The 11,353-nt window shown below is 72.0% G+C and carries 14 protein-coding genes; 9 read left to right on the forward strand and 5 right to left on the reverse strand.

Going from position 1 to position 11,353, the window contains the following annotated elements; translation table 11 throughout:
- The first annotated feature begins 17 nt into the window (after positions 1-17).
- Together ACIQUQ_RS25905 and ACIQUQ_RS25910 are read left to right on the forward strand one after the other, a co-directional pair.
- On the forward strand, positions 18-302 hold the full coding sequence (locus tag ACIQUQ_RS25905) for a hypothetical protein (RefSeq protein WP_403980200.1): 285 nt from the start codon (positions 18-20) through the stop codon (positions 300-302).
- 30 nt (positions 303-332) lie between these two features.
- Positions 333-908 (forward strand): TIGR03086 family metal-binding protein, encoded by a 576-nt coding sequence (locus tag ACIQUQ_RS25910; RefSeq protein WP_403980203.1) that lies wholly within the window; start codon positions 333-335, stop codon positions 906-908.
- Between the two features lie 13 nt (positions 909-921).
- Here ACIQUQ_RS25910 and ACIQUQ_RS25915 read toward each other — a convergent pair whose 3' ends face one another.
- The 4 genes from ACIQUQ_RS25915 to ACIQUQ_RS25930 all read right to left on the reverse strand — a co-directional run bounded on the left by ACIQUQ_RS25915 (position 922) and on the right by ACIQUQ_RS25930 (position 3,345).
- Complete coding sequence (locus tag ACIQUQ_RS25915; protein WP_403980206.1) at positions 922-1,404, reverse strand: GNAT family N-acetyltransferase; 483 nt, start codon at positions 1,402-1,404, stop codon at positions 922-924.
- Positions 1,405-1,454: 50 nt separating this feature from the next.
- Positions 1,455-1,970 (reverse strand): SRPBCC family protein, encoded by a 516-nt coding sequence (locus ACIQUQ_RS25920; RefSeq protein ID WP_403980209.1) that lies wholly within the window; start codon positions 1,968-1,970, stop codon positions 1,455-1,457.
- Between the two features lie 92 nt (positions 1,971-2,062).
- On the reverse strand, positions 2,063-2,704 hold the full coding sequence (locus ACIQUQ_RS25925) for a TetR/AcrR family transcriptional regulator (RefSeq protein ID WP_403980212.1): 642 nt from the start codon (positions 2,702-2,704) through the stop codon (positions 2,063-2,065).
- A gap of 17 nt (positions 2,705-2,721) precedes the next feature.
- Positions 2,722-3,345, reverse strand: a complete 624-nt coding sequence (locus ACIQUQ_RS25930) for a hypothetical protein (RefSeq protein ID WP_403980214.1) — start codon at positions 3,343-3,345, stop codon at positions 2,722-2,724.
- 139 nt (positions 3,346-3,484) lie between these two features.
- Between ACIQUQ_RS25930 and hemL the strand changes: the two genes are divergently transcribed.
- From hemL to ACIQUQ_RS25965, 7 genes are all read left to right on the forward strand, one after another.
- On the forward strand, positions 3,485-4,807 hold the full coding sequence (gene hemL / locus ACIQUQ_RS25935; protein ID WP_403980217.1) for a glutamate-1-semialdehyde 2,1-aminomutase: 1,323 nt from the start codon (positions 3,485-3,487) through the stop codon (positions 4,805-4,807).
- On the forward strand, positions 4,797-5,477 hold the full coding sequence (locus ACIQUQ_RS25940) for a histidine phosphatase family protein (RefSeq protein WP_403980219.1): 681 nt from the start codon (positions 4,797-4,799) through the stop codon (positions 5,475-5,477). The genes hemL and ACIQUQ_RS25940 overlap by 11 nt, the downstream gene beginning before the upstream one ends.
- 137 nt (positions 5,478-5,614) lie before the next feature.
- The gene (locus tag ACIQUQ_RS25945) at positions 5,615-6,844 is read left to right on the forward strand and encodes a hypothetical protein (RefSeq protein WP_403980222.1); all 1,230 of its coding nucleotides are present in this window, start codon (positions 5,615-5,617) and stop codon (positions 6,842-6,844) included.
- A gap of 71 nt (positions 6,845-6,915) precedes the next feature.
- A complete protein-coding gene (locus ACIQUQ_RS25950) occupies positions 6,916-7,536 on the forward strand; it encodes a TlpA family protein disulfide reductase (RefSeq protein WP_403980224.1) in 621 nt (206 codons plus the stop codon).
- A 1-nt stretch (position 7,537) separates the two neighbouring features.
- Positions 7,538-9,274: a cytochrome c biogenesis protein ResB gene (locus ACIQUQ_RS25955; protein WP_403980225.1), complete on the forward strand. Its 1,737-nt coding sequence runs from the start codon at positions 7,538-7,540 to the stop codon at positions 9,272-9,274.
- Positions 9,271-10,371 carry a c-type cytochrome biogenesis protein CcsB gene (ccsB, locus tag ACIQUQ_RS25960; RefSeq protein ID WP_403980228.1) on the forward strand — a complete coding sequence of 367 codons (1,101 nt, stop codon included), beginning with the start codon at positions 9,271-9,273 and terminating at the stop codon, positions 10,369-10,371. The genes ACIQUQ_RS25955 and ccsB overlap by 4 nt, the downstream gene beginning before the upstream one ends.
- 66 nt (positions 10,372-10,437) lie before the next feature.
- Positions 10,438-10,941, forward strand: a complete 504-nt coding sequence (locus ACIQUQ_RS25965; protein ID WP_403980230.1) for an SRPBCC domain-containing protein — start codon at positions 10,438-10,440, stop codon at positions 10,939-10,941.
- A 47-nt stretch (positions 10,942-10,988) separates the two neighbouring features.
- On the opposite strand, the gene ACIQUQ_RS25970 is transcribed toward ACIQUQ_RS25965, so the two are convergent.
- On the reverse strand, positions 10,989-11,288 hold the full coding sequence (locus ACIQUQ_RS25970) for a PLD nuclease N-terminal domain-containing protein (protein ID WP_403980233.1): 300 nt from the start codon (positions 11,286-11,288) through the stop codon (positions 10,989-10,991).
- Between the last annotated feature and the right edge of the window lie 65 nt (positions 11,289-11,353).

The raw sequence follows: 11,353 nt of genomic DNA on the forward strand, positions 1-11,353 counted from the left end.
CGGGAGGTGTGGAGCGGATGTACCAGTGGGTGCTGGCCGGGGGAAGCGGAGCGGGGCTCGTGGGGGCGCTCGTGCTCTTCGCGCGCCCCCGGAACGTCAAGGAGCGGCTGGCGGCCGCCGCCGGTGTTCTGGTGTTCGGCACCGAACTGGCCAAGCACCTGCCCCGGGCGCTCGGCGCGAGCGCCGCGGCCCGGGACGCCTGGGAACTGGCCGCCGCCATCACGCAGGTCGTCGGCGTGCTGACCGTCCTGTCCGTCCTGGCCGTCCGCCGGACGCGCCGACGCCGCGCCGCACGCGGCTGAGCCGCCCGTGCCGGAGCCTACGGTTCCCGCATGAGCGACAACCGGCACAGCATCGGATCCCTGCTCGGGGCGGCGGCCGCACGGGCCGTGCCCGTCGTACGGGGCGTGGACGAGCGGCAGCTCGGCGGGGCCACGCCCTGCTCCGGCTACGACGTGCGCGAGCTGCTGAACCACTTCTTCGACGTGGTCGTCAACTTCACCGAACTGGCGCAGAAGCGGCCCAGCGCCTTCGCCGAGAAGCCCGACTACCTCGGCACCGGCGACTGGCGCGAGCGCTTCGCCGACGAGGCCGACCGGCTGGTCGCCGCCTGGTCCGCGCCCGGCGCCGAGGACGGCACCACCGGTCACGCGGACCAGCCGGCCCGCGTGGTCGGCCGCATGGTGCTGCTCGACATGACCGTGCACGCCTGGGACCTGGCCCGCGCCACCGGCCAGGAGTTCACCCCGGACCCGGACGCCGTGGACGAACTCGCCGGGGTGATCGGCGACATGGCGCCGGCCGCCCGCGACGCCGGGATGTTCGACGAGCCCGTCGAGCCCCGGCCCGAGGACGACCGCTTCGAGCGGCTGCTCGCCGCCACCGGCCGCGACCCCCACTGGGCCTGAGCCCGGGGCCCGGCTACGCCTCCAGCACCAGCAGGAACTCGTCCGTCTCCGCGCCCCGCGCGTGTGCCCAGCTCCGCTCGGTGCCGGTCACCACGAACCCGCACTTCTCCAGGACCCGCACCGAGCCGGAGTTGTCGCACGCGGCCCGCGCGTGCAGCGGCCGATCCGGCACCAGCTCCAGCAGCCGCCGCAGCGCCGCCGTGGCCACCCCCCTGCCCCAGTGCTCGCGCAGCACGCGGTAGGTCACCGAGCGCTCCTCGGGAGGCCCGAAGACCCCGGCCTGCCCGAGCAGCGTGCCGTCCCCGTCGGTGATCGTGTACATCGAGACCTCCGGATCGGCCCGGAACCGCTCCGCGCGGGCCCGGAACGTCTCCCAGTCGGCCGGCTCGGCGCGCGTGAAGGCCGCCATGCGGTTCGACTCCGGGTCGAGGTAGTCGGTGTAGAGCGGCGGCAGGTCGCTGTCGCGGACCTCGCGGAGGATGATGTCGTCGGCCATGCCGCCAGCGTAGGCGCGGGCACCGACAGGCCCCCGGGGCCGCCGGGGCTTCAGCGGGCGCCGGTGGCGGGAGCGGTCTCCAGGTGGGCCTTCAGGCGGTGCAGGGTCTGGCCGATGTGCTCGTGGTTGGCGCCGGGCCGGTCGAGGATCCCGGGGATCAGGACCGCGAACGGCAGGAACCAGGCGGGCGCCCGCAGCCAGCTGGTCTCGGTGACCGTGCACCCCTCGGGCGCGGGCTCGATGTCGTACTGCCAGCGCGAGATCGGTATGCGCAGCGGGGTGGCGGTCACCTCGAACGCGAAGCGGCGGCCCGGCTCCGCGTCGGTGATCCGGCAGTCCGTGGACCAGCGGCGGAGCGCGCCGCTGCGGTTGTAGCCGCGGAAGCGGACGCCTACCGCGGCGCGGGTGGCGCCGTCCAGCCAGCGCGCGCCGGTGGCCTCGGCGGCGAGCCCGGCCATCGCGGGCGGGTCGCCGATCACGCCGTACGCGGCCTCCGGCGTGGCGCGGACGGTGACGGAGCCGGTGGCCGAGGGCTCCGGGTGGCGGGGCAGGCGGGGCAGGGGCACGGTGGACCTCCTCGGCGATGTGATCGGCGATTACATCAGGGCGCGGAGGGGCGGTCAAGAGGGCCGGAGGCCGTCCCGTGGTGCCATCTCCCTTACTCAGGAGGGCGGTTGGCGATGCCGGTGCCGAAGGTGTCGATGATCTGCTCGGCCAGCTGCTCGGCGCCCTCGGCGGGGAGGTAGCCGTCGACGATCATCTGCGTGAGGCCGTACACGAGGGCCTGCCCGGCCAGCCCGACCAGGGCCGGGTCGCCGGGGCGCAGGGTGCCGGCCCGCTGGTCGGCCAGGATCAGCTCGGCGAAGGCGGCCTCGATGCCGGACAGCCGCTCGGTCAGCCCGGCCGGCACGTCCCGGCCGAAGACCCGGGACCTGACCAGTTCGAAGCGGTGCGGGTGGCGGATCGCGTAGCGGACGAAGCCGAGGCCGAAGGCGCGCACGGCGGAGCCGGGGGCACCGGCGACGGAGGCGGCCTGCCAGTGCTCGTAGTCGGCCAGGATGCGGTCGGCCACGGCGGTGAGCAGCGCCTGCCGGCCGGCGAAGTGGCGGAAGGGGGCCGCGGGGGAGACCCCGGCGCGGCGGGCGACCTCGCGCACGGTGACGCGCTCCGGCCCCTGCTCGTCGAGGAGCGCCAGCGCGGCGGCGGTCAGCGCCTCGGGCAGTGACCCGTGGTGGTACCCGGCCCGCTCCGGGAGCCCCGTGGTGCCCGCCGGCGCTGCGGGCTCGTCGTGCACGTCCATGGCGGAGCGCCGGGGGCCTAGGGCCAGACCAGGCAGTAGGGCTGGTGGCCGGCCTCGTGCAGGCGGTGGGAGAAGTCCTGCCACTCGTGGAGCAGCTGGTAGACGTTGAAGGCGTCGCTCGGGCCCCCGCGGTCCGGGACGGTGGACCAGATGAAGGCGGCGGCGCCCACCGACTCCTCGCCGATGTCCCGCAGCGGGTCGACGACGGTCATCGGGAGCTTGACCACGGCGTAGTCGGGGTGGAGCACGACCAGCTCCAGCGGGGGCACCTTGTGCAGGGGTATGCCCTCGATGCCGGTGAGGACCATCGCGGCGACGGTCTCCGGCTTGATCTTGGTGAACATGCCGCCCATGCCGAGCTCGTCCCCGCCGAGCTCCTCGGGCCGCATCGTCATGGGGACGCGCGCGGCCGTGGCCCCGTCCGGCGCGCCGAAGTACTTGTAGGTCACGCCCATGCCGCGGCCCCCGATCGTGGTGCCGGAATCGGGGCCCTCCTGGCCCGGCAGCGACACCTCGGGGGTGTCGGCCTGCTCGGCGGTGTGGCGTCGGTGCCTGCCCCGGCGGCGCGCCTCGCGGGCTTCACGGGCGCGCTTGGGGTCCAGGCCGTCCGTACCCTCGCCCGGTCCACCACCGCGTTGCATATCTCCACCCGACTGCTCTACCGGCCGCCCGGACCCCACCGTGCAGCCTGATCATCATGGCAGTGACCTCCCCCACGGCACGACGGTGAAACACGAAGCGCAAACACCTGTCCGCAAGACGGTCCGGGGCTCTGACACCATGGCTGATGTGAGCTACCCATACCAGGCCCCAGTTTCGCAGACTCTTTTCGACCGGGCGGCAGTCGTGACCCCCGGCGGCGTGAACTCTCCCGTCCGTGCCTTCAAGGCAGTGGGCGGTACGCCCCGGTTCATGGTGTCCGGTACCGGTCCGTACCTCACCGACGCCGACGGGCGCGAGTACGTCGACCTCGTGTGCTCCTGGGGTCCCATGATCCTCGGGCACGCCCACCCCGAGGTCATCGCGGCCGTGCAGGAGGCCGTCGCGCGCGGCACCTCCTTCGGCACGCCGGGTGAGGGCGAGGTCGCCCTGGCCGAGGAGATCGTCGCCCGGATCGAGCCGGTCGAGCAGGTGCGCCTGGTGTCCTCGGGCACCGAGGCGACCATGTCCGCGATCCGGCTGGCCCGCGGCTTCACGGGCCGCGCCAAGGTCGTGAAGTTCGCCGGCTGCTACCACGGCCACGTGGACGCGCTGCTGGCCGCGGCCGGCTCGGGCCTGGCCACCTTCGCGCTGCCGGACACCCCGGGCGTGACCGGCGCGCAGGCGGGCGACACGATCGTCCTGCCGTACAACGACCTGGACGCCGTGCGGGCGGCCTTCGCGGCCCACCCCGGCGAGATCGCCTGTGTGATCACCGAGGCCGCGCCCGGCAACATGGGCGTCGTGACCCCGGCCCCGGGCTTCAACCAGGGCCTGGCCGACCTCTGCCGCGAGAACGGCGCGCTGTACATCTCCGACGAGGTCATGACCGGTTTCCGCACCTCGCGGGCCGGCTGGTACGGGGTCGACGGGGTCCGTCCGGACCTGATGACCTTCGGCAAGGTCATGGGAGGCGGCTTCCCGGCGGCGGCCTTCGGCGGCCGCGCCGACGTCATGGCGTTCCTGGCCCCGGCGGGCCCGGTCTACCAGGCGGGCACGCTCTCCGGGAACCCGGTCGCGACGGCCGCGGGCCTGGCGCAGCTGCGGCTGCTCGACGAGGCGGCGTACGCGAAGGTGGACGCGGTCTCCCGGGAGATCCAGGACCTGGTGACGGGCGCGCTGGCCAAGGAGGGCGTGGCGCACCGGCTGCAGACCGCCTCCAACATGTTCTCGGTGTTCTTCACCGCGGACGAGGTGCGGAACTACGACGAGGCCAAGCGCCAGGAGTCCTTCCGCTTCACCGCCTTCTTCCACTCGATGCTGGCGCAGGGCGTCTACCTGCCGCCGTCGGCCTTCGAGTCCTGGTTCGTCTCGACTGCGCACGACGAGCGGGCCGTGGAGCGGATCGCCGCGGCCCTGCCGGCCGCCGCCCGTGCCGCCGCGGAGGCCACCGATGAGCAGTGACGAGATCACCGTCGTCCACCTGGTGCGCCACGGCGAGGTGCACAACCCGGACGGCGTGCTGTACGGCCGCCGCGCCGGCTACCACCTGTCGGAGCTGGGCCGCCAGATGGCCGACCGGGTGGCGGAGCACCTGGAGGGGCGCGACATCACGTACGTGGTCTCCTCCCCGCTGGAGCGGGCCCAGGAGACGGCCGCGCCGGTCGCGAAGAGCCACGGGCTCGACCTCGCGACGGACGAGCGGCTGATCGAGGCGGCCAACGTCTTCGAGGGCAAGACCTTCGGCGTGGGCGACGGCGCGCTGAAGAAGCCGGGCAACTGGAAGCACCTGACGAACCCGTTCAAGCCGTCCTGGGGCGAGCCGTACATCGAGCAGGTCGTACGGATGATGGGCGCCCTGGAGGCGGCGCGCGACGCGGCGCGCGGGCACGAGGCGGTGGCGGTCAGCCACCAGCTGCCGATCTGGATCGTGCGCAGCTTCGCGGAGAAGCGGCGGCTGTGGCACGACCCGAGGCGCCGTCAGTGCACGCTGGCGTCGCTGACCTCCTTCACGTACCGGGGCGACAGCCTGGTCTCGGTCGGGTACAGCGAGCCGGCCCGGGACCTGGTGCCGGCGCACCTGCTGGCCGGCGCCAAGCCGGTGAAGGGGAAGTCGAAGGCGTTCGGCGCCTGACGGCCGGGCCCGTTCGTCGCGGATTTGGCGAAATAAATACGGGCCGCGCGGGAACCACCGTGTCGAGGCATCCGCTCTAGCTAATTGTCCGTTTATATGGACTGGCTGTGGGCTTGCTGAGGGACGGGGACGGTGACATGCGCGAATTCAGTCGACGGGGTGCGCTGGGGCTGGGACTTGGAGCTGCGGCCGCGATGGGTGTCGCGGGATGCAGTTCCGGGGGAAAGGCCAGCCCCGGCAACCTCGGTCCGTTGAAGGACCGGTCGCCGGAGCCGAGCGGGCCGGCCGCGAAGCCGATAGGCGACGGCTCGACCGCGGACACCGGCCCCCAGCCCCACCAGCCGCCGAAGCCGGTGCCCCTGCAGCCGGGCGAGACGCCGCCGCAGTTCGTGGTGTTCAGCTGGGACGGTGCGGGCGAGGTCGGCAACGGCCTGTTCCCGCGGTTCCTGAAGGTCGCAAAGGACCACGGCGCGGCCATGACCTTCTTCCTCTCCGGCATCTACCTCCTGCCCGAGTCCAAGAAGAGCCTCTACAAGCCGCCGAACAATCCGGTCGGCGCCTCGGACATCGGATACCTCACCGACGACCACGTCCGCGAGACCATCAAGAACGTGCGCCAGGCCTGGCTCGACGGCCACGAGATAGGCACGCACTTCAACGGGCATTTCTGCGGGGGATCCGGCTCCGTCGGCCGCTGGACCGGCGCCGACTGGCAGAGCGAAATAGACCAGGCCGTGTCCTTCGTCACCAACTGGCGGACCAACACCGGATTCACCGACCTGGAGCCGCTGCCCTTCGACTACCGCAAGGAACTGGTCGGCGCCCGCACCCCCTGCCTGCTGGGCCAGGAGAACCTGCTCCCCACCGCGGAGAAGCTGGGCTGGCGCTACGACGCCTCCTCGCCCGGCGGCACCCAGGTCTGGCCGAAGAAGAAGGGCGGCATCTGGGACCTGCCACTGCAGGCCCTGCCGTTCCCCGGGCACTCCTTCGAGGTGCTGTCCATGGACTACAACATCCTGGCCAACCAGTCGAAGAACACCACCCGCGGCGTCCCCTCCAACTACCCGGGCTGGCGTACCCAGGCCACCGGCACGTACGTCAACGGCTTCAAGCGCGCGTACGAGACGAACCGCGCACCCCTCTTCATCGGCAACCACTTCGAGCAGTGGAACGGCGGCATCTACATGGATGCCGTGGAGGAGGCATTGAAGGCAATGGCGGACAAAAAGGACGTACGCCTCGTGTCGTTCCGGCAGTTCGCCGACTGGCTCGACGTCCAGTCCCCGGCCGTCCTCGCCAAGCTCCAGGGACTCGGCCCTGGTCAGGCGCCCGCCGGCGGCTGGGCCGGCTACACGGGGACCGCCTGACGCCCCCTCGGCGCACCCACCCCCTCGGGGGGCGCGGAAGATCCACAAAACGCCCATGCGAAACTTTTCACATGAGCCTTAGCCGCGCCTCCCGACGCCGCTCGACCAGCGGCCGCGCACTCCTGCTGACCGCGGTGACCCTTGCCGGCGGCCTGACCCTGACGGCCTGCGGCGACGGGAGCGGCGGCTCCTCCGGTTCCGGCGGCGCCAACTACGTGCAGGGCAGCGGCGGCATCCAGACCGTGGCCAGGGCCGAGCGCCAGCCCGCCCCCAAGCTCGACGGCGAGACCGTCGCCGGGGACCGGCTCGACGTCTCCGCGCTCAAGGGCAAGGTCGTCGTGCTGAACGTCTGGGGCTCCTGGTGCCCGCCCTGCCGCGCCGAGGCGCCGCACTTCGCCAAGGTCTCCCAGGAGCTCCAGGGCAAGGGCGTGGAGTTCGTCGGGCTCAACACCCGCGACGCCTCCAAGCAGCCCGCCGTCGAGTTCGAGAAGAACTTCGGCATCACCTACCCCAGCCTGTACGACCCGATCGGCAAGCTGATCCTGCGCTTCCCCAAGGGCACGCTCAACCCGCAGTCGATCCCCTCCACGATCGTCCTGGACAAGGACGGGAAGATCGCGGCCCGCTCCCTCCTCGCGGTCAACGAGGAGCAGCTCCGCAAGATGATCGACCCCGTGCTCGCGGAGAAGTGATATGAGTGCGACCGACAAGACGGCCGGCGCCGACGCCCCCGCCCCGGCCACCGACGACGCCGGCCTCGGCGACGCCGCGTCCCAGCTCTCCACCGCCCCCCTGGAGGACGCCCCCGGCGCCCCTACGGGCATCGGCGTCATCGGCTGGGCCCGCTGGTTCTGGCGGCAGCTGACCTCCATGCGGGTCGCGCTGATCCTGCTCTTCATGCTCTCCCTGGGCGCCATCCCGGGCTCCCTCGTCCCCCAGAACAGCGTCGACCTGCTGAAGGTCGCCGCCTGGAAGGCCGAGCACCCCAAGCTGACGCCGGTCTACGAGAAGCTCCAGCTCTTCGACGTCTACAGCTCGGTGTGGTTCTCCGCGATCTACATCCTGCTCTTCGTCTCCCTGATCGGCTGCATCGTCCCGCGCACCTGGCAGTTCGTCGGCCAGCTCCGCGGCCGCCCGCCGGGCGCCCCCAAGCGCCTGAACCGGCTGCCCGCCTACACCACCTGGCGCACCGAGGCCTCCCCCGAGGAGGTGCTCGACGCGGCCGGCACCGTCCTGAAGCAGCGCCGCTTCCGGGCCCACACCCTCGGCACCGCGGTCGCCGCCGAGAAGGGCTACCTGCGCGAGGCCGGCAACCTCGCCTTCCACATCGCGCTGATCGTGATGCTGGTCGCCTTCGCCTGGGGACGGCTGTTCTTCTCCGAGGGCGGCAAGCTCGTCCTCAAGGGCGGCGGCTTCTCGAACACGCTCACCCAGTACGACGACTTCAAGGCCGGCAGCCTCTTCGACTCCGACAGCCTGCCGCCGTTCAGCTTCGTCCTGGACGAGTTCGACGCGACGTACGAGCGCACCGGCCCCCAGAAGGGCACCCCGCGCGACTTCAAGGCGTACGTCACCTACAGCGAGGGCTCCGACGGCGCCCCGAAGAAGGCCGAGATCCAGGTCAACAAGCCGCTGGAGATCGACGGCTCGAAGATCTACCTGCTCGGCCACGGGTACGCGCCGGTCATCTCCGTGACCGACGCCCGCGGCAAGGTCGTCTTCAAGGACGCCGTCCCGATGCTGCCGCAGGACGGCAACCTCACCTCCACCGGCGCCGTCAAGGTCACCGACGGCTACCGCGACAAGGACGGCAGGAAGGAGCAGCTCGGCTTCTCCGGCGTCTTCGTCCCCACCTTCGCGGGCGCCGGCAAGGGCACGATGTTCTCCCAGTACCCGGGCCTGGACTACCCGGCCCTGGCGCTCACCGGCTTCCACGGCAGTCTCGGCGTGGACTCCGGCCTGCCGCAGAACGTGTACCAGCTGAACACGTCCAAGATGAAGCAGTTCAAGGACAAGGACGGCAACCCCTTCGCCGTCCGCATGCTGCCCGGCGAGTCGATGAACCTGCCGGACGGCGCGGGCACCGTGAAGTTCGAGGGCATCGGCCGCTGGGCCACCTTCTCCGTCACCCACCAGCCCGGCAGCGGCCTCGCCCTCGCGGGCGCCGTTGCCGCGATCCTGGGCCTGGCCGGCTCCCTCTTCATCCAGCGGCGCCGGGTCTGGGTCCGGGCCGTCGCCGGACCCGACGGCGTCACCGTCGTCGAGATGGCGGGCCTCGGCCGCAGCGAGTCCGCGAAGCTCCCCGAGGAGCTGGCCGAGCTGGCCCTCACGCTGAACGGCCTGGCGCCCACCGCGCCCGAGGCCTCGGAAGACCCCGAAGCACCTTCCGAAGAACCTGCCGAAGCACCTGTCGAAGGAGAGCGCGGATGACGCAGCTCGCAGTCGCCGCCAACGAGAACCTGGCGCACATCAGCAACGTGCTGATCTATTCGTCGATGGCGGTCTACACCCTCGCCTTCTTCGCCCACATCGCCGAGTGGACCTTCGGCAGCCGCAGCAAGGTCGGCCGCACCGCGGCCGCCCTCACCGGCGGCGCCGCGCGCACCGCCGCAGCCCGGGGCGCGGCCCCCGCGGTGCAGGTGAAGACCAAGGGCGGCGGCACCGCCGTCCTGGAACAGCCCAAGGTCGTCACCCGGGCCGCCTCCGGCACCCGCGACGTGCCCGACGGCCCCGGCGCGGCCGGCGGCACCGAGCAGGGCGACCTCTACGGGCGGATCGCGGTCTCGCTGACCACCCTCGGCTTCCTCGTCGAGGCAGCCGGCGTGGTCGCCCGCGCGCTGTCCGTGCAGCGGGCCCCCTGGGGCAACATGTACGAGTTCTCGATCACCTTCTCCACGGTGGCCGTCGGCGCGTACCTGGTCCTGCTGGCGCTGAAGAAGAACGTCCGGTGGATGGGCCTGATGCTCGTCACCACCGTGCTGCTCGACCTCGGCATCGCCACCACCTGGCTCTACACCGACAGCGACCAGCTCGTCCCGGCCCTGCACTCGTACTGGCTGTACATCCACGTCTCCACCGCGATCATCTGCGGCGCGGTCTTCTACATCGGCGCCGTCGGCACCGTGCTCTACCTCTTCCGCGACTCGTACGAGGCCAAGCTGGAGCAGGGCGGCAAGCCGGGGAAGTTCGCGACCTCGGTGCTGGAGCGGCTCCCCTCGTCGGGCTCGCTCGACAAGTTCTCGTACCGCATCAACGCGGCCGTCTTCCCGCTGTGGACCTTCACGATCATCGCGGGCGCGATCTGGGCCGGCGACGCCTGGGGCCGCTACTGGGGCTGGGACCCCAAGGAGGTCTGGTCCTTCGTCACCTGGGTCGCGTACGCCTGCTACCTGCACGCCCGCGCGACCGCGGGATGGAAGGGCCGCAAGGCCGCCTACCTGGCGCTCTTCGCCTTCGCCTGCTGGATCTGGAACTACTACGGCGTGAACATCCTGCTCAGCGGCAAGCACTCGTACGCCGGCGTCTGAGCCGCCGCACCCCGGGGGCCCCGCCCCCGGGGTGCGCCCTCACCCGTACGGAGTAACGCTGGTGCCATGGCCACATCGACGTCCGTGATCGGACACCGCACCAGCACCTCCCGCGACGGCGGGTTCCTCATCCAGTTCGAGGTGCGCCTGCCCCACGGGTACGAGCAGGTGTGGGCGGCCGTGTCGACCGCAGCCGGACTGCGCGGCTGGCTCGCGCGGACGGACGTCCTGGAGCGCCGGCTGGGCGGCGCGGCCACCCTGACCTGGCCCGGCGGCGGACCCACCGTCCAGGGACGGGTCACCGCCTGGGACGTGGAGCGCGTGGCCGAATACACCGTGACCGGGTACGGACGGATCCGCCTCCACCTGGAGGCGGCCGGGCCCGAGGCCACCCTGCTGCGCTTCACCAACGAACGCCGCGGCACCGACGCGGACCGGCTCGACGCCCTGGCCGCCTGGCACGAGCACTTCGAACGCCTCGCGGAGGCCCTCGACGGCCACCCCGTGGACTGGATGACCTGGACCCCGGACCGCCGGCGGGAACTGCGCGCGTACTACGCGGCCGGCTAGACCTCGTACCACGCGGCCGGTGAGACCTCGTACGGCCGGCGCAGCGGTCAGACCTCGTCCTCGTTGCGCCGCTTCTTCTCCTCGTCCAGCGACTTGAGGAAGTCCGGGTTGTCGTCCGGCGCCACCCACCGCTGCCGGCCGCCGCCCGTGCCGAAGCCGCCGGAGGCCACCCGCTTCTTGCCCGCCACCAGCCACACCACGGGGCCGACGATCGAGAACAGCAGGATGATGATCACCCACACCACCTTGGGCAGGTGCCTGACCTCGTCCTCGGGGGTGTTGAGGCAGTCGATGAAGGTGTAGATGGTCAGCGCGAGGATCAGCAGGAACGGCAGGTAGCGCAGCACGGTGTGGTCCGATCCCCGAAAGACGGCGTCGGGCCCGCGGGCGGGCCCCGGTGACGCTTCCAGGG

The sequence above is a fragment of the Streptomyces sp. NPDC101118 genome, from assembly GCF_044759445.1.
Taxonomy (GTDB): domain Bacteria; phylum Actinomycetota; class Actinomycetes; order Streptomycetales; family Streptomycetaceae; genus Streptomyces.